The 16,491-nt window shown below is 70.2% G+C and carries 23 protein-coding genes; 9 read left to right on the top strand and 14 right to left on the bottom strand.

The window, feature by feature from the left end:
* The first annotated feature begins 198 nt into the window (after window positions 1–198).
* Both Dvina_RS01440 and Dvina_RS01435 read left to right on the top strand, forming a co-directional pair.
* Window positions 199–522 carry a PadR family transcriptional regulator gene (locus Dvina_RS01440; protein WP_223100570.1) on the top strand — a complete coding sequence of 108 codons (324 nt, stop codon included), beginning with the start codon at window positions 199–201 and terminating at the stop codon, window positions 520–522.
* Entirely contained in the window at window positions 519–1,049 is a 531-nt protein-coding gene (locus Dvina_RS01435) for a hypothetical protein (RefSeq protein ID WP_223100569.1), read from the top strand. The genes Dvina_RS01440 and Dvina_RS01435 overlap by 4 nt, the downstream gene beginning before the upstream one ends.
* On the opposite strand, the gene Dvina_RS01430 is transcribed toward Dvina_RS01435, so the two are convergent.
* The 9 genes from Dvina_RS01430 to Dvina_RS01390 form a co-directional block, all read right to left on the bottom strand.
* The gene (locus Dvina_RS01430) at window positions 1,030–1,278 is read right to left on the bottom strand and encodes a hypothetical protein (RefSeq protein WP_223100568.1); all 249 of its coding nucleotides are present in this window, start codon (window positions 1,276–1,278) and stop codon (window positions 1,030–1,032) included. The two genes, Dvina_RS01435 and Dvina_RS01430, sit on opposite strands and share 20 nt — an antisense overlap.
* The gene (locus Dvina_RS01425) at window positions 1,278–1,517 is read right to left on the bottom strand and encodes a hypothetical protein (protein ID WP_223100567.1); all 240 of its coding nucleotides are present in this window, start codon (window positions 1,515–1,517) and stop codon (window positions 1,278–1,280) included. Before Dvina_RS01425 ends, Dvina_RS01430 begins: the two co-directional genes overlap by 1 nt.
* A complete protein-coding gene (locus tag Dvina_RS01420) occupies window positions 1,514–3,274 on the bottom strand; it encodes a helicase HerA domain-containing protein (protein ID WP_223100566.1) in 1,761 nt (586 codons plus the stop codon). Before Dvina_RS01420 ends, Dvina_RS01425 begins: the two co-directional genes overlap by 4 nt.
* Window positions 3,271–3,600: a hypothetical protein gene (locus Dvina_RS01415; RefSeq protein WP_223100565.1), complete on the bottom strand. Its 330-nt coding sequence runs from the start codon at window positions 3,598–3,600 to the stop codon at window positions 3,271–3,273. Before Dvina_RS01415 ends, Dvina_RS01420 begins: the two co-directional genes overlap by 4 nt.
* Window positions 3,597–3,782 carry a hypothetical protein gene (locus tag Dvina_RS01410; protein WP_223100564.1) on the bottom strand — a complete coding sequence of 62 codons (186 nt, stop codon included), beginning with the start codon at window positions 3,780–3,782 and terminating at the stop codon, window positions 3,597–3,599. Before Dvina_RS01410 ends, Dvina_RS01415 begins: the two co-directional genes overlap by 4 nt.
* Before the next feature lie 106 nt (window positions 3,783–3,888).
* The gene (locus tag Dvina_RS01405; RefSeq protein ID WP_223100563.1) at window positions 3,889–4,296 is read right to left on the bottom strand and encodes a hypothetical protein; all 408 of its coding nucleotides are present in this window, start codon (window positions 4,294–4,296) and stop codon (window positions 3,889–3,891) included.
* Between the two features lie 90 nt (window positions 4,297–4,386).
* Window positions 4,387–6,021: a fumarate hydratase gene (locus Dvina_RS01400; RefSeq protein WP_223100562.1), complete on the bottom strand. Its 1,635-nt coding sequence runs from the start codon at window positions 6,019–6,021 to the stop codon at window positions 4,387–4,389.
* A gap of 13 nt (window positions 6,022–6,034) precedes the next feature.
* Window positions 6,035–6,343, bottom strand: coding sequence for an AzlD domain-containing protein (locus Dvina_RS01395; RefSeq protein WP_223100561.1), 309 nt, complete (start codon window positions 6,341–6,343; stop codon window positions 6,035–6,037).
* Window positions 6,340–6,996, bottom strand: coding sequence for an AzlC family ABC transporter permease (locus Dvina_RS01390; RefSeq protein WP_223100560.1), 657 nt, complete (start codon window positions 6,994–6,996; stop codon window positions 6,340–6,342). The genes Dvina_RS01395 and Dvina_RS01390 overlap by 4 nt, the downstream gene beginning before the upstream one ends.
* Window positions 6,997–7,071: 75 nt before the next feature.
* On the opposite strand from Dvina_RS01390, the gene Dvina_RS01385 reads away from it, so the two are divergent.
* On the top strand, window positions 7,072–7,629 hold the full coding sequence (locus Dvina_RS01385; protein ID WP_223100559.1) for a helix-turn-helix domain-containing protein: 558 nt from the start codon (window positions 7,072–7,074) through the stop codon (window positions 7,627–7,629).
* A gap of 56 nt (window positions 7,630–7,685) precedes the next feature.
* Window positions 7,686–8,399, top strand: coding sequence for a metallophosphoesterase (locus Dvina_RS01380; protein WP_223100558.1), 714 nt, complete (start codon window positions 7,686–7,688; stop codon window positions 8,397–8,399).
* On the opposite strand, the gene Dvina_RS01375 is transcribed toward Dvina_RS01380, so the two are convergent.
* On the bottom strand, window positions 8,386–9,705 hold the full coding sequence (locus tag Dvina_RS01375) for an outer membrane protein assembly factor BamB family protein (RefSeq protein WP_223100557.1): 1,320 nt from the start codon (window positions 9,703–9,705) through the stop codon (window positions 8,386–8,388). The genes Dvina_RS01380 and Dvina_RS01375 overlap by 14 nt on opposite strands.
* A 314-nt stretch (window positions 9,706–10,019) precedes the next feature.
* Here Dvina_RS01375 and Dvina_RS01370 point away from each other — a divergent pair, with 314 nt between their 5' ends.
* Window positions 10,020–10,190, top strand: coding sequence for a hypothetical protein (locus Dvina_RS01370; RefSeq protein WP_223100556.1), 171 nt, complete (start codon window positions 10,020–10,022; stop codon window positions 10,188–10,190).
* 200 nt (window positions 10,191–10,390) lie between these two features.
* Here Dvina_RS01370 and Dvina_RS01365 read toward each other — a convergent pair whose 3' ends face one another.
* From Dvina_RS01365 to Dvina_RS01355, 3 genes are all read right to left on the bottom strand, one after another.
* Complete coding sequence (locus Dvina_RS01365; protein ID WP_223100555.1) at window positions 10,391–11,137, bottom strand: N-acetyltransferase; 747 nt, start codon at window positions 11,135–11,137, stop codon at window positions 10,391–10,393.
* On the bottom strand, window positions 11,134–11,418 hold the full coding sequence (locus Dvina_RS01360; protein ID WP_223100554.1) for a type II toxin-antitoxin system TacA family antitoxin: 285 nt from the start codon (window positions 11,416–11,418) through the stop codon (window positions 11,134–11,136). Before Dvina_RS01360 ends, Dvina_RS01365 begins: the two co-directional genes overlap by 4 nt.
* Window positions 11,419–11,486: 68 nt before the next feature.
* Window positions 11,487–11,984: an Lrp/AsnC family transcriptional regulator gene (locus Dvina_RS01355; RefSeq protein ID WP_246655953.1), complete on the bottom strand. Its 498-nt coding sequence runs from the start codon at window positions 11,982–11,984 to the stop codon at window positions 11,487–11,489.
* Window positions 11,985–12,077: 93 nt separating this feature from the next.
* Here Dvina_RS01355 and hppD point away from each other — a divergent pair, with 93 nt between their 5' ends.
* From hppD to hisC, 4 genes are all read left to right on the top strand, one after another.
* Window positions 12,078–13,235 (top strand): 4-hydroxyphenylpyruvate dioxygenase, encoded by a 1,158-nt coding sequence (hppD, locus tag Dvina_RS01350; RefSeq protein WP_223100552.1) that lies wholly within the window; start codon window positions 12,078–12,080, stop codon window positions 13,233–13,235.
* Window positions 13,236–13,461: 226 nt separating this feature from the next.
* Window positions 13,462–13,989, top strand: a complete 528-nt coding sequence (locus Dvina_RS01345; RefSeq protein ID WP_223100551.1) for an RDD family protein — start codon at window positions 13,462–13,464, stop codon at window positions 13,987–13,989.
* Window positions 13,990–14,017: 28 nt separating this feature from the next.
* A complete protein-coding gene (locus tag Dvina_RS01340) occupies window positions 14,018–15,016 on the top strand; it encodes an RDD family protein (protein WP_223100550.1) in 999 nt (332 codons plus the stop codon).
* On the top strand, window positions 15,013–16,047 hold the full coding sequence (hisC, locus tag Dvina_RS01335) for a histidinol-phosphate transaminase (RefSeq protein ID WP_223100549.1): 1,035 nt from the start codon (window positions 15,013–15,015) through the stop codon (window positions 16,045–16,047). Before Dvina_RS01340 ends, hisC begins: the two co-directional genes overlap by 4 nt.
* Here the strand turns inward: hisC and Dvina_RS01330 are convergent.
* Window positions 16,042–16,479 carry an AAA family ATPase gene (locus Dvina_RS01330; protein WP_246655952.1) on the bottom strand — a complete coding sequence of 146 codons (438 nt, stop codon included), beginning with the start codon at window positions 16,477–16,479 and terminating at the stop codon, window positions 16,042–16,044. The genes hisC and Dvina_RS01330 overlap by 6 nt on opposite strands.
* Between the last annotated feature and the right edge of the window lie 12 nt (window positions 16,480–16,491).

Raw genomic sequence — 16,491 nt, 5'->3', positions numbered from 1 at the left:
CCCGCACGGGTGAGAGCGGCGTCACGAATGTCTCCTTTGGGTGACGCCGCGCCAACTGGCTGTGCCATGTCCGCCGATCGGTCACCCGTGGCCGGTCCGTTCGGACGATCACCCGAATGGCTATGAGTACAATCACTCACGTTTACCTGCGAAAATTCTTATTTCACCTAGCCATATTTCACCTGCTACAGTTAGCCCATGACCGAGCGCGTGACCCAACCGACGCTCGACGTCCTTGAGGCGCTGCTCGCCGCCGAGGGCTTCGAGACGCACGGGTGGGACATCATCAAGACCACGAAGCGGGCGGGCCCGACCGTCTACAAGATTCTTGAGCGCCTCTCGGGTGGAGGGATGCTCACCGAGCGCTGGGAAGAGGTCGAGCGCAAGCCCGGCGTGCCCCGTCGGCGCTTCTACAAGCTCACCCCGACCGGCGTTGCGCATGCGCGGCAGCTGCTCGCCGAGCGCCGCCCGCAGACGGCCTCGCGATGGGGCTGGCTCCCGGGCGGGGAGGCTCACGCGTGAGCGCGGGCGAAGTGATCACCGGCGTCGTGCTCGGCCTGGCGGTCAACGAGATGTGCGACGTGTCGCCGTGGCTCGCGAGCCGGATCATCCCGGTCGCAGCGCGGCTCTGGACGCGTGATCCCGACCGGCGAGAGGTGCTGGCGGAGGACTGGTCCGCGGTGATTCACCAGCGGCCCGGCAAGCTTCTCAAGCTCGCGATGGCGCTGAGCTTTCTCGGCGGAGGCGCCGTGTCCGCCGCACGTTTCTGGCTTAGTCGATTCTCCAACGTCTATGCTGCTGGCACTCGACTCGTGTGGAGTGGCTCTATCTTCATCAAAACCTTTGCTGCGCTGCTCGTCGTTTCCTTCGCCGCAATTATGTTAAGCGGTAAACTCAGTGATTCCGGCTCCGTCGACCTCGAAGGCATTGCCTTTGCGCTGCTATACCCAGCAATTCTGCCGCTAATTGCAGTTCACGCTTATAGCAAGAACCCCTGGAAGCTACTTCGAACTTGGAAGCGATCAAGGGTTAGCCGAGCACCGAAATAGCGTCGTGCAGCAGCCGCCACAGCCGCCGCCGAGCGTGAGCCTCGTTCGGCGGGAGGCGAACCGAACCGCGCACCTCGGCGTGCTCCGAGCCGTCCTCGGCCAGCACCCTGACCATGACGATGCGGCCGGCGCCGGGCACATCGATGACGTGCGGCGCCGACCGGTGCTCGCCGAGCCCGCAGGCATGGCCGCGGGCGCACCATTCCGGGTGCCGGTAGACCCGCCTCATCACCGGCTGCCCGGCAGGTAGGCCACGACGAGGAACGCGACGACGGCCAGCCAGCCCAGCACACCGGCCACCCTCGACCAGTCGCGCGGCAGTTGCCGCCACAGCCCGCGAGCATTACGTGTGGTCGTCCGGGCGTCGCGGTACGTCCGCGAGGCGACGGCCACCCGGTAGCCGAGCGTCGCCCCGGCGACGAGACCGGCCAGCGCGCCCAGGGCCGCGGCCGCGAGGACGGCGCTCATGACGCATCTCCCGCATACGGGGCCAGCGTGCCCGACACCCACTCGATCAGGTCGGTGACGCGGTACAGGTCGGCCCGGCCGCGGGTGCCGCAGGGGGTCGGGGCGTGCTCGCGGTCGCGCTGCAGGCGCTTCTGCGCGGCGCCGACCGACCAGGGGATGACGCCCCGGTCGGCTGCCTCGCGAAGGGTGATCGTGTCCACGTCCACGTGGACATCGCTGGTCAGCGGGCCATCAGGGTCTTTCGCGGACATGTGGACAGGGGCGGCGACGGCCCGTGCCTCGGTCCTGGTGAGGTATGCGACCTGGCACTCGGTGGCCACGCCGCCGATGACGATTTGCCAGCGGCCGAGCGTGCGCGACGCCCGCGGCATCGCCGCCTCGGGGACGAGCATCTTCCACGCGTTCGCCGTGTAGCGGGCGAGGCAGCGCACGCCGAAGTTTTCCCGGGCCTCGGGCCCGCCGATCGCCCGAGCGGTCAGCATTTGGGCAATCGCGAGCACGTTGATCTTCGCTGAGCGGCCCATGAACAGCAGCTCCCCGAGCGCGGTGACCGCGGGCGAGCGCTTCGGGTCGCTCTTGCCCCGGGTGTCGGCCCAGTAGGTGGTGAGCTGGCCGATCGTGGCGTTGAGCTCCTCGCAGATCACGAGGGTGCGCGGGCCGGGATCCCAGTCGTCGGCCTCGTGCATGGCGAGGGTGTTGCGCTCGTCGGCCACCCTCGCGGCCCGGATCAGCGCCTGGTGCATCTGTTCCGGGCGATGGCAGTAGTCGACGCCGGCCAGCCCGAGCGCCCACCTGTGGGAGCCCTTGCGGCCGAGGATGACCACCCGGCCGCCGCGGGCGAGCACCTGCACGGCGACGAGCTGCGCGAGCACGCTCTTGCCCGCGCCCGAGCCGGCCGACACGGCGATGTGCGGCGAGTCGTCCTTCAGGCTCAGGATCACCGGCACCTCGCCGACCGAGGCGCCGAGGTAGAACTCCCACTCAGCCAGCTTCGGCAGTGCGGCGAGCAGTTCGGCCAGGCCCACGCGGGAGGGTGGCCGCCTCCGGACGGTCCAGCGGGCCGACACGCTCGCGCCCACCTGGTCCCATGATTCGACCAGCTCACCGGCGGGAATCTTGCTGCGGACGATCGAGGACACGAGCTTGCGCTGCTCGTCCGTCAGATACGGGGTGTCGATCGTGAGGTCGATGCGCGGACCGGTGTCCTCGGCGCCCGGCCGGCGGAACACCGCGAGCCGTTGTGTCGCGGGCCGGCAGGCTCGCTGCAGCGTCCACCAGGCCCGCATCGCGCGGTCGACGGGCCAGCGCAGCACCGGCTCGACCCGCTGCCCGTACCAGCGCCGGACGGCGACCTCGGCGGGCGAGAGCGGCTTGGCCAGCCGGGGCATGAGCGTGCCGAGCCCGGGGTCGACGTGCAGCCGCACCCGCGCCCCACCGAGCGGCACGGACAGGGCGGCGAGGGTCGGGGAGAGGTAGGCCCGGCGGAAACGGCGCCGCGCCCACCTCCGGCGAGCGGCTCGGGCGGCGACGACGGCGAGGGTCACGCCCGCAGCCCGCGTGTAGTCCGTGTAGGCGGTTGCGGCATAGGCCGTGGTGGCTGCGGTCGCGGGGACACCGAGGCGCGCCGCCTGACGCTGCCAGCCGGGCCAGCGCCCCGCGCCGCGGGAGAGATACGGGTACTCCCGGACGGAGCGCCCGTCGAGCGGCCGCCCGCTGACGTAGCGGGCGGCGACTCTGACGATCGTGTGACGTGTCATCGCAGGTCGGGAACCGTCAAGCCGCGTTCGGCACAGGCGGCGAACAGAACGCCTGTCAGCGCCCGCAGATGAGCGTCGGGCAGGTCGCCGATGCGCGGGCCGAGGCTGGTGGCCAGCTTCTCGGCATGCTTGCGCCTGCGGGCAGCGGTGGCCGCCGCAGTACGTGGCTCAACGTCGTCACCAGGCTCGACGCCGCCCGCCTCGGCCTGATCGATGCTGTCGATCTCGGTCTGACCGACGATCGGCTCGACGTCGTCGGTCGACGGTCCACGTCCACGTGGACCGTCCTCGCCCGGCTCCCGAAAGATCACCTCGGGCGCCTTCATCGTGCACCCCGCGGCTGGTGAGCCGCACGCGTGGCCTCGATGAGGGAGGCGAGCCCATCGAGTGCATCGGCGTCGCCGCGCTCGACCCACGCGACGAAGCGGCGTCCGGGCTCGTCGAGCGGCACGCCCGCGAGGGCGGCGGCGAGGCGCGCTTCGGCCACGGCGCGCAGGGCCGCCCTCATCGGCTCACCTCTGCGGCGGTGCAGGCGAGGGCGGCGACGAAGCACGCCCAGCGCGTCAGCTCGACCACGACGAACGCGCCGCGGTACAGCCGGGCGCGGCGGGCGGTCACTTCCCGCCCCACAGAATCAGCGACGTGCGCTCGGGGCCGAGGAGCGCGAACTCCGGGCCGGTGAGGCGGTCTGCGCAGCTGTCGCACGCCGCGTAGCTGTCACGCCACGGGGTGTCGGTGGCGGCGTGGGACACCCGCGTGGTGACCTGCTCGCCGCAGACGCGCTGCTCGTCACCGTCGCCGACGAGCTCGGGGCACATGAACCGGGCGAGGACGGCGCGGCGCTCGCGCTCGGTCAGGGTATCGGCGTAGGCCCACGTGGGCAGCAGCTCGGCGGCGGTGGCGACGTCGGTCACGAACCGGACCGTGCGGAGCGCCTGCTCGGCGCGGTCGACGACGCCGTTGTGCGTGAAGGCGGTGCGGAGGTCGCGCGCCTCGGCGGGAGTGGGGACAATGATCGTCATGGTCGGGGTGCCTCCCGGTCTAGGCCCCCGCCAGCGATTCGAGCGCTGGCTAGGGGCCGATCTGTGGCACCGGGAGGACTGCCCGACGATCTACCTCGATCCGACCTGAAGGTAGATCTTTGGCTTGGTGACCTCGGCGAAGAAGTCGTTGCCCTTGTCGTCTACGACGATGAAGGCGGGGAAGTCGACGACGTCGATTTTCCAGACTGCTTCCATGCCGAGCTCCGGGTATTCGATCACCTCGACGTGCTTGATGCAGTCCTGGGCCAGGCGGGCCGCGGGGCCGCCGATCGAGCCCAGGTAGAAGCCGCCGTGGGTGTTGCAGGCGGTGGTCACCTGCTTCGAGCGGTTGCCCTTGGCCAGCATGACGAGGGAGCCGCCGGCGGCCTGGAACTTCTCCACGTACGCGTCCATGCGGCCGGCGGTCGTGGGGCCGAAGGAGCCCGATGCGTAGCCGTCGGGAGTCTTGGCCGGGCCGGCGTAGTAGACGGCGTGGTCGCGGAGGTATTGCGGCATCGGCTCGCCGGCGTCCAGGCGTTCGGCGATCTTGGCGTGGGCGATGTCGCGGGCCACGACCAGGGGGCCGGTGAGCGAGAGGCGGGTCTTCACCGGCAGTTGGGAGAGCTGGGCGCGGATCTCGGACATCGGGCGGTTGAGGTCGACGGCCACCACGTCGTCGTCCAGGTGCTCGTCGGTGACGTCGGGGAGGAAGCGGGCCGGGTCGCGTTCGAGCTGCTCCAGCCAGATGCCCTGGTCGTTGATTTTGCCGACGGCCTGGCGGTCGGCCGAGCAGGAGACGGCGATCGCCACGGGGCAGGAGGCGCCGTGGCGGGGCAGGCGCACGACGCGGACGTCGTGGCAGAAGTAGCGGCCGCCGAACTGGGCGCCGATGCCGAACTCGCGGGTCAGCTGCAGGACCTCCGCTTCGAGCTCGAGGTCCCGGAAGCCGTGGCCGACCGGGGTGCCCGCGACCGGGAGCGTGTCCAGATACTTGGCCGAGGCCAGCTTGGCGGTCTTCAGGGCGTGCTCGCCCGACGTGCCGCCGATGACGACCGCCAGGTGGTACGGCGGGCAGGCTGCGGTGCCGATGAGCCGGAGCTTCTCCTCCAGGAACTGCATCATCCTGGACGGGTTCAGCAGCGCCTTCGTCTCCTGGTAGAGGTAGCTCTTGTTGGCCGAGCCGCCGCCCTTGGCCATGAAGAGGAATTTGTACGCGTCGTCGCCCTCGGCGTACAGCTCGATCTGGGCGGGCAGGTTCGAGCCCGTGTTCTTCTCGTCCCACATGGTCAGCGGGGCCAGCTGGGAGTAGCGCAGGTTGAGCCGGGTGTAGGCGTCGAACACGCCGCGGGCGATGGCCTCCTCGTCGTTGCCGTCGGTGAGCACGAAGCGGCCGCGTTTGCCCATGACGATGGCGGTGCCGGTGTCCTGGCACATGGGCAGGACGCCGCCGGCGGCGATGTTGGCGTTGCGGAGCAGGTCGAGGGCGACGAAGCGGTCGTTCGGGGACGCCTCCGGATCGTCGATGATCTTCCGTAGCTGGGCGAGGTGGGCGGGGCGCAGGAAGTGGGCGATGTCGTGCATGGCCTCGTCGGTGAGGCGGGTGAGCGCCTCCGGCGCGACCGTCAGAAACCGCCCGTCGCGGCCGATGCCGTCGCTGGTGACCAGGCGGTATTCGGTGGTGTCGGGTCCGAGCGGCAGCAGCGGCGAGAACGCGAATTCGGGCATGCCCTCGACTGTATTACTCGACGCCGGCGACCCTGAGCAGGGCGGCGGTCAGAGCGGCGGCGACCACGACCACGACGAACGGCGCCTTCCGCCAGGCCAGGACCGCGCCGACGACGACGCCGGCCGGTCGGGCGATGCCGACGAACCGCCCGCCGTCCAGCAGTGCCGCCGTGGCGATGAGGGCGGCGAGCAGGGCGATGGCGGCGAGTCCGAGCAGCCGTCTGACCGAGTCGGAGACCGTGATCCGATCGCGCAGCACGGGGCCGGCGAGACGGAACGCGTAGGTGCCGACGGCGAGCACGATGATCGCGATCCAGCTCATGAGCGCTTCCCCGCCAGGACGAGACCGAGCAACGCCACGAGCACCGGCAGGCCGGCGGGAAGGAACGGCGTGGCGATGAGGGCCAGCGCGGCTCCGGCGAGGCTTACCCGTACCGATGCCGCGTCTTTCAATGACGGCAATGTCAGTGCGAGCAGCGCGGCCGGGAATGCGGCGTCGATGCCGTACACGCTCGGGTCGCCGAGCACGGATCCGGCTATCGCACCGGCCGCGGATGCGACATTCCAGGTGATGTACAGGCTGATGCCGGTGAGCCAATAGGCGCGGCGCCGGCGCTGCGGATCGTCCTGGGCAATGGCGAACGCGACCGACTCGTCGGTCATCAGGTGACTGCCGATGAACCGGTGCCGGCCGAGGGTTTCGCTGCCGATCGCCAGACCGAACGGTAGGTGGCGGGCGTTGAGCAGCAGCCCGGCCACGATGATCGCGGCCGCGGTGGCCCCGGCGCCGGCCAGGCCCACGGCGAGGAACTGCGAGCCGCCGGCAAAGACGACCAGGTTCATGGCCACGACCTGCACGAACGGCACTCCGGCGGCCGAGGCGATAGCGCCGAACGACGCCCCCACCACAGCTGTCGCCGCGCACAGCGCCGCCACGTCCCGGGCGATGGGATCTGTTCGGAGTATCGAACGCATAGTTCGGTATGCTGGACCTCGACCCGACTGTTCGTCAAGCCGAATAGATCGTTCGACGTACCGAACGGACCCTGTATGGACCCGAACAAGCCCCCGATCGGCCTCATCGCCGCCGCGCTCCGCCGCGAGCGCGAGCGGGAAAAGGCGTCACTGAGCGAGGTCGCGAAGCGCGCCGGGATCGCCAAGTCGACGCTGAGCCAGCTCGAGTCCGGCGCCGGCAACCCCAACATCGAGACGCTCTGGGCCCTGGCCGTCGCGCTCAACGTGCCGTTCAGCCGCCTGGTGGAGCCGCCCCCCACCGCGCCCCGCGTGATTCGGGCCGGCGACGGCCCCACCCTCAAATCAGAACAGGCCGATTTCGTGGGTACGCTGCTGGCGACCTGCCCACCGGGAGTTCGCCGCGACATCTATCTGATGCGCGTCGAACCCGAAGGCGCGAGGAAAGCCGACGCGCACCTGCCCGGCACCATCGAACACGTGGTGATGATCAGCGGACGCCTCCGCGTCGGGCCCGAGGACACCCCGGTCGACCTCGACGTGCACGACTACGCCTCGTTCGCCGGCGACGTCGCGCACATGTACGAGGCCCTGACCCCGCACACGTCGTTCGCGCTCGTCATGGAGCACCGCTGACCGCGGACCGGGTATTGGCTGTTGTCCGGCCGGCGGCGGCTACCTAGCGTCGCACCATGACGCTCATCGCCCATGTCAGCGATACGCACCTCGACGACGGACCGCGCAGCGCCGAGCGCGTGACCCGGGTCGTCGACTACCTGGCCGGCCTGCACACCCGGGTGGACGCCGTCCTGCTCACCGGTGACCTCGCCGATCACGGCACCGCCGACGAATACGAGCGGCTTCGCGGGATTTTCGGGCGACTGGACGTACAACTGCTGCACCTGCCCGGAAATCACGACCGGCGCGAGGAGTTCGTCGCGGCCGGGCTCGGGCCACTGAACCGCGCCGAGCTCGTCGGCGATGCGCTGTTCGCGCTCGTGGACTCGACGATTCCGGGCAAGGACGAGGGGTTCATCGAGGACTCGGTATTGGCGTGGCTGGATGCGACACTCGACGGTGACACGCCCGCGTTCGTCTGTTTCCACCAGCCGCCGGTGACCGTCGGCCAGCGGTTCGCCGACGGTGTGCGGCAGTTCGGCGAGGAGCGGCTGGAGGCGGTCATCCGCCGGCACCCCAACGTGGTGGCGGTGCTGTGCGGGCACTTCCACACCCCGACCGTCACGACGTTCGCCGGGGTGCCGCTGGTGATCGCGCCCGGTGTGACGTCGACGCTGATTTTCCCGTGGGAGGACCCGGACGGCGACGTCGATCTGGACGCGCCCCCGGCCCTGGCATTCCACAACTACGCCGGCGGCCGGCTCACCACCACGTTCAAGAGTATTTGAGATAGCCGATCGTTCGGCCCCGGCCGAGCATCAGGCCCTGTTCGCCGATGCCGAGCACGTCCGATGTCGACTTCGCCTCGATGAGCGTGTGGCCGTTGTCGGGGGCGTATGCGGTAAGGGTGCCGCCGGCGCCGTCGCGGACCAGCACGGCGTAGCGGGAAATGGCGACGTCGGACTTGGCGGGGACGTCTTTCTGCCAGAGCCGGCCGCCCTTGTCGAAGCCGACGACGGAAAGCGTCTTGCCGCCGTTGGAGCGGACCAGGCCGTACTGGCTGTCGGCCGCCACGATCTGGTCGCCCTCGGCACCGGCCCACATTTCCCGGCCGTCGCGCGGGGAGAGGAAGACCTCGCGGTTGTCGCCGCGGGTCGCGATCAGGACCGTGTCCGAGCCGGCCGGGTCGTGGCGCTGCTCGCAGCCGGCGCCGGAGGCCGTGTGCAGGTCGTACCCGTCCTTCTTCCACACCGTCTTGCCGGTCGTCGCGTCGCGCGCCTCGAGGCTGTAGCGGCAGTTGCCGTCCTTCGGCGCCGCCGTCGACACCAGGATGCGCCCGCCCGCGACGACGATCCTCGTGGTGCTCGACGGGTTCTCCTCGCGGAGCAGCTTGCCGCGCGCGGTGTCGACGACCTTCACCCGCTGGTCGATCGGGAACCCGAGCATGGCGGGGACGGCCCGGGGCATGGCGTTGATGGCGTCGTGGTAGGCGTCGGCCTTGACCTCGGTACCCAGAAGATCGCTGTTGATGCCGTTGAGCACCCGGCCCACGCCCGGCAGGGTGAGCTTCCAGATCTGCGCACCGTCCTTGGGCGCCCGGGCGGCGAGGGTGCAGTCGGAGAGGGCGCCGCAGGTGAGGGTGAGGACGCTTTCACGGTACGTCCACGCGCCGACGACCTCGCTGTCCTTCCACTTGGCGGTGCCGGTCGCGGGGTCCAGGGCCTGGAGCCCGACACCGCGGCGCCCGACGACCGCCACGACGTTGCCGCCGTCACCGGCCACGCCCGCCCAGTCGGCCTCCTTCGTCCACAGGACGGCCCCGTCGCTGAGGGCGCGGGCCTCGACGGTGCCGCGCATGGAGACGACGGTGGCGGTGCCGGCGATGACCGCGGAGGACGGCTGCCCGCCGACCCGGTCGGTCCAGCCGGTCTCGGGGGTGGACAGCTTGCCGGCGTTGTCGGCGACCTTGTTCCACCAGTCGGTGACGTTGGGCAGCGGATTCCAGCCGGTGATGATGATGCCCGTGATGATGAGCGCCAGCACGCCGATCGCGCCGAGCGCCGTCTCGAACTTGCGGACCGCTCCCCTAGCCACGCGCCGGAGCGTAACGCCGCCGCATGATAATCCGCCGGATGACCGCTTTTGCCCGTGTCGACCGGATTCACTCGTCCGTGGCAATTCCGGCGGCCGCGGTGTCCGCTTTGTGGTTCTTGCCGGGAGTTATCCACAGGTCGGGGTTGGGTCTTCCGGCGCGGATCGGGGTCGCTGAGGCTTGGTGCATGGCTCGCGTAGACCGTGCGAACGACACGCCGCATCCACGGCCACCGCGGTGGAACGGCCCGCAGCCGCCGCCTCGGGTTGTCACGCCGTACGCGTGGTCACCACCGCCGCCACCGCCGCTCAGTGCGGTGGAGCGGGAGAGGGCGGGGCTGTTCCGGGCGGGGAAGGTGGCGCTGTGGGTGTGGATCGGGCTGACCGTGGCGCCGATCGTGCTGCTGGGGCTGTGCCTGCTCAACTGCTTCGCCGGGCTGTTCGGCCTGGCCCACGACATCAACACGACCACCTCCCAGGCCCCGTGACCAGCAGTGCCCGCTCGGCGGCAGCGCACCTCGGCCAGCTTGGCCGCGAACCGGCTGCTGGGAGCACGGGCGGCGGCGGCGTGCCGAGCTCTTGATCGCCGTTGATCACGGTCGGCGGCATGCTTCGCCGGCTCCGGCCGAATCAGGCGATGCCAGACCACGTCGCGCGTTCAACACACGCCATTGCAAGCGGTACGACGTCAGCCTGGCTCGATGTTGCCGATCGGGTCGCGGCCAAGCACCTCGATGAAAACCTCGCTCAGGTTGATCTGCAGGTCAGGCTGCATGTTCTGGCTCACCGCCAGTTCGTTGATACGACTCATGACCGCTTCGAGCTCCGTCATGGTCACGACGGCCGGGATTTCCGTCCCGTCCGGCGCCCGCAGGACGATCGAGCCGAGCCGAATTCCGGCATTGGCCGTGAAGCGGAGCGAACCGATGCCCAGATTCCGCCTGGCCGTCGCGACGGTCATGACAAGACGCTGATGGTCGGCGTCCTGGTCGCGGACCCGGATGAAGCCGTAGTGCTCGTAGAACCCGACGGCCGCGCCGTCGATTGCGTCGACGACGATCACCCGGCCGGCGCCCGTCTCGGACGCGTTGACGATGGTCGTGAGGGCGTCGACGAGGAGGTCTCCGCCGTGACCTCTGCCCCGGAGTCGCGTGTCGAGGGCCAGCCGGGCCAGGAGATACGCCGGCACGACGGTGAATCCGCCGCTCACGCTCCGGCTCGGCAGCTCGTTGCGCATGAGTTGCGTGGGACAGATCGAGTAGTAGGCGACGACATCGCGCTCGTCGTCGGCCCAGACATAGGTTCGGGCGGTGTCGGCCGCCTGAGCCCGCCGGGCCTGAGTGGCGAGCCACAGATTCAACGCCGGCACTCCGCAGTCGAACAAGCCGATCTCATGGTCGTCGCTCAGGGGTTCGGGGTGCCACTCGGCGGTCATCTCTCTTTCGCCCTCCGCCGCGCCGCCGCCCGGGCCAGGGCCGGAATCTCTGGGGGTTGATCCAGCGAGGCCATCAGTTCGTCGAACTGGTCGGCCGGCATCAGGGTGAACTCGGACCGGGCGGTGACTCGGTCCGCCTCGGCCGCCGCCGCCTGCAGCACGAACGCCGAGATCGACAGGTGCTGCAGCTGCGCGGCGAGAGCGATCCTGGTCGCTTCGTCCGGTGTGGCGCGCAGCTCGATCCGTTCCGACTTGGTCGTCCGCGGTGGGGTGGGGTTCACGTCTATCGCCTCCCGGCTCGACTGTACGGCATTTGTACGGTGCTCATCCAGTCGAATTGCCGCGGCCGTCAGCGGTCTCCGGGGCCGGCTGCCGCGGCCGCCACAAGGGGTAGGACCCGGTACGGGATCTGGGACTCCAGGGCGATGATTGTCGAGGAGCGGACGATGCCCTCGAAGCTCATGACGCGGTCGATCACGCGTTGCAGGTCGGCGTTGGAGCGGGCCACGATGCGGCACATCAGGTCGCCGGAGCCCGTGATCGTGTGGACCTCCAGGACCTCGGGGATGGCCTTCAGGTGGGTCGAGACCGGGTCGTGGCCGAAGCGCTGGCGGATCTCCAGGGTGACGAAGGCGGTCACCGTGTAGCCCAGGGCGGCCGGGTCGACGTCGGGGCCGTGGCCTCGGATGACGCCGCGGGCGGCCAGGCGGTCCAGGCGGGCCTGGACGGTGCCCCTCGCCACGCCCAGGCGGCGGGAGGACTCCAGGACGCCGATGCGGGGCTCGGAGTACAGCAGGGAGATGAGCCTTGCATCGAGAGCATCGATTTCGCTGGACAATTTGTCCACCCCACAGCGGGAAAAGTTGGGCTGATTGTGCAACTTGACCACGCAGAATAGCGTTCCTTGCCCAGGTCCGGAAAATCGGGCCACGCTTGGCCTATGACCCGCGCGATCGAAGACGTCAATGAGCTCATCGGGGCCGTCGAGCATGACGTGTCCCACGATCCGTTTCCGCTCACCGGGCTCGATCATGTCCGGTTCTACGTAGGTAACGCGAAGCAGGCGGCGCACTTCTACTCGACGGCGTTCGGGATGACGCTGCTCGCGTACCGGGGGCCGGAGCAGGGGTTCCGCGACCACGCCGAGTATGTGCTCAAGTCCGGCTCGGCGGTGTTCGTGTTCGCGGGCGGGGTACACCGCAACGCCGAAGCGACGCAGCACTACGAGCGCCACGGTGACGGGATCGTCGACATCGCGCTCGAGGTGCCCGACGTCGACACGGCGTTCGCGTTCGCGGTGCGGCAGGGGGCCCAGGTCGTCGAGGCGCCGCATGACGTCGAGGACGAGCACGGGGTCGTGCGGCAGGCGGCCATCGCGACCTACGGCGAGACGCGGCACACGCTCATCGACAGGTCGCGGTACTCCGGGCCGTTCCTGCCGGGGTTCGTGGCGCGCTCGCCGATCGTGCGGGGGCCGGCGAAGCGTTACTTCCAGGCCGTCGACCACGTCGTGGGCAACGTCGAGCTCGGGCGGATGGACGAGTGGGTCGAGTTCTACCGGCGCGTCATGGGCTTCACGAACATGGCTGAGTTCGTCGGGGACGACATCGCCACCGAATACTCCGCGCTGATGAGCAAGGTCGTGGCCAGCGGTACCCGCAAGGTCAAGTTCCCGCTCAACGAGCCGGCCGTGTCGCGGAAGAAGTCGCAGATCGACGAGTACCTCGAGTTCTACGGCGGGCCCGGCGCGCAGCACATCGCGCTCGCGACGAACGACATCCTGCGCACCGTCGACGAGATGACGGCCGCGGGTGTGGAGTTCCTGACGACGCCCGACTCGTACTACGAGGACCCCGAGCTGCGGGCGCGCATCGGTGAGGTCCGGGCGCCGATCGAGGAGCTGAAGGCGCGCGGCATCCTGGTCGACCGCGACGAGGACGGGTACCTGCTGCAGATCTTCACCAAGCCGGTGCAGGACCGGCCCACGGTGTTCTTCGAGCTGATCGAGCGGCACGGGTCGCTGGGCTTCGGGAAGGGCAACTTCAAGGCCCTCTTCGAAGCGATCGAGCGGGAGCAGGAACTTCGCGGAAACCTGTAACACTGTCCGGGTGACATATCCGGGCCAGCCGCAGTCGGGTGGCGCACCGAACTACGGTCCGCCACCCGGTAATCCTCAGGGTTATCAACAGGGTTATCCACAGAATGGGTACCCGCAGGGTGGTTATCCACAGGTCAGCGGCGCTCCCGCGGGCTATCCACAGGCGGGTTATCCACAGGCACCCGGTTATCCACAGGGGCCGGGTTATCCACAGGGCGCCTACGCCGTGCCGCCGCTGCCGGTCCCGGTGGCGCCCAACGGGATGCCGCTGGCGGGCTTCGGTGACCGGCTGCTCGCGCTGCTCATCGACACCGCAGTGCTCTTCGGTGTCGCGATCGTCCTGGCCATCCCGCTGTTCATCGGCATCTTCGCGGTGATCGCGGCGTCGGTGCCCACGTCCGAGAGCGGCGCCGAGCCCGACGCCGGCCTGCTGATCGGCGTGCCGCTGGCGCTGGAGGGGGCGTACCTCCTGCTGGTCCTCGCCGCGCAGTACGTGTACCACGTCGAGATGTTCGGCAAGACCGGCATCACGTGGGGCAAGCGGGCCATGAAGCTGCGGATCATCCGTACCGACAACCCGTCCGTGCCGCTCACCCGGGGCGTGCTGGCGAAGCGCTGGGCCACCCAGAGCGTCGTCGGGATCTTCATCCCGTTCTTCTCCTGGATCGACGGGCTGTGGCAGCTGTGGGACAAGCCGTACCAGCAGTGCCTGCACGACAAGGCAGCGGGGACAATCGTGGTGAAGGCCGGATGAGCAACGCGGTGGCGGAGGTAGAGGCGTCGTGACAGCGCCTGGGTGGTACAAGGACCCTGTCGACCAGGAGGTCCAGCGGTACTGGGACGGTGAGGGCTGGATCGGCGAGCCGGTGCCCGCCTCGGAGCCGCCCCCGGCCGAGCCGCCGGTGATCGCTCCGCCACCGCCAGTCGCTCCGGCCGCCGGGCCGCCGCCGGTGCCGTCGCACCCGGGAGGACCGGTCGTCACGACGCCGGGCGCTCCCCTGCCCCAGGGCGCGGTGGTACTCCCACCCGGCACCCCGATCCCGCCCGGCGGATTCCCCCCGGGTCAGCTCCCGCCGGGCGCGATCGTCCTGCCGCCCGGCACCCCGCTGCCCCCGGGTCTCCTGCCGCAGGGCCAGCTCCCGGCGGGCGCCGTCCAGGTGCTGCTCCCGCCGCAGGCCGGGTTCGCGGCCGTGACGACGGGGGCGATCAAGCCGCACGGTTACGCCCTGGCGCCCCTCGGCAAGCGGCTGCTCGCCCGGCTCGTCGACATCCTCGTGGTCGGCGTGATCATCGCCGCGGCGACGGGCTGGCTGATCTACCAGTACGTCCGCGAGATCGGCCCCGTCGTCGCGGAGTTCCAGCGCCGGTACATCGCCGGCGAGTCGGTCGGCGACCTGGCGGCGTCGGATCGGGCCCAGTACCTCCAAATCGTGATCTTGATTTTGATCGCGGCGGTCTGGTTCGCCTACGAGGTGCCGTCGATCGCCGGCAGCGGGCAGACCCTCGGCAAGCGCCTGCTCAAGATCAAGGTGGTCGGGCTCGACGCCGAGAAGCCGCTCGGTGTCGGCCGGGCGATCCGCCGCTGGAACCCGCTCGGCCTGTGGGTGCTGCTGTGGACCTGCGGCATCGGCTTCGTGCTGCAGTTCATCGACGCGCTCTCGCCGGTCGTCGACTGGCCGCTGCACCGCGCCATCCACGACCGCGCCGCCGGCACCGTCGTCGTGATGGCCGACCGCGACCCCTCCTACGAACCGCCCGCCAACGACGGAGATCAACCATGAGCCTCACCCGCCCCGACCTCGACGCCCTGCCCGCGTATGTGCCCGGCCGGTCAGTTCCCGGCGCGATCAAGCTGGCCAGCAACGAGGTGCCGTACGGCCCGCTGCCCGGCGTCGTCGAGGCGGTCACGTCCGCCATTTCGGGCGTGCACCGGTACCCCGACCTGGCCGCGGTGGAGCTGCGGGGCCGGCTGGCCGCACGCTTGGGCATCGACCCCGAGCGGGTGGCGACGGGCTGCGGCTCCGTGGCGCTGTTCGAGCACCTCTTCCGGGTGACGTGCCTGCCCGGCGACGAGGCGATCTACGCGTGGCGGTCCTTCGAGGCGTACCCGATCATCGCCGCCACCACCGCCGCGACGAGCGTGCGCGTCCCGAACACCACCGTGCACGGGCACGACCTGGACGCGATGGCCGCCGCGATCACCGACCGGACGCGGCTCGTGATCGTGTGCAACCCGAACAACCCGACGGGCACGGCCGTGCGCAAGGCGGAGCTGGACGCGTTCATCGACCGGGTGCCGGCGGACGTGATCGTGGCGCTGGACGAGGCGTACCGCGAGTTCGTGACCGACCCGGCGGTGCCGGACGGGCTGGTGGAGTACGGCGACCGGCCCAATGTCGTGGTGCTGCGGACCCTGTCGAAGGCGTGGGGGCTGGCCGGGCTGCGGATCGGATACCTGATCGGCTCGCCCGAGGTCGCCGGGGCCGTGCGCAAGGTCGTGACCCCGTTCTCGACCTCGCTGGTGGCGCAGGCCGCGGCGCTGGCCGCACTGGACGCGGAGGCCGAGATGCGGCGCCGGGTCGACCTGGTCGTCGCCGAGCGCGCCCGGGTGGTGGAGGCGGTGCGCAAGGTGTTCCCGGACGTACCCGACACGCAGGCCAACTTCTTCTGGCTGCCGATTGGCGACCAGGCCCTGGACTTCGCCGCCCAGTGCGAGCGCGCCGGCGTGATCGTCCGCGCCTTCCAGGGCGACGGCGTCCGGGTCACCCTCGGCACGCCGGAGGAGAACGACGCGTTCCTCGGCGCGCTATAAGAGCCGCTCGACGGCGTCGGCCAGTGCGGCAACCGGCTGACGCCCGTCGAGCTCCAGGGTCGCCCCCCGTCTGAGCAGGGGTTCGACGGTTCGGTGGTACTCCGCAATCTGCGCCCGCTGCTCGCCCGTCCGACCGTATGGATTGTCGGCCCGCGCGGCGACCCGCCGCAGCAGCACGTCCAACGGGGCGCTGAGCAGCACCACGTGGTGGAAGCGGCCGTAGAAGCGCCCCTGGTTCTCGACAGTGCCGGACACGACGACGTCGTCGTGCCGGGCGAGGAGCGCGGTCATGCGCGGCTCGTCCCACTGCCCGTCGGCAAGCACCCAGCCGTCGTAGTCGGTGTCGACGGTCCGGTGCCCGCGCCGCCCCAGCTCGTCCAGGAGCGTCGTCTTCCCGGCACCGGACATGCCCGTGATCAGGACCCGCGTCACGCCGGCCGCACC

Source organism: Dactylosporangium vinaceum, from assembly GCF_019904175.1.
Classification (GTDB): Bacteria; Actinomycetota; Actinomycetes; order Mycobacteriales; family Micromonosporaceae; genus Dactylosporangium; species Dactylosporangium vinaceum.
Note: the sequence above shows the minus strand (reverse complement) of the source record. Positions and strands in the feature narration are given on the sequence as shown.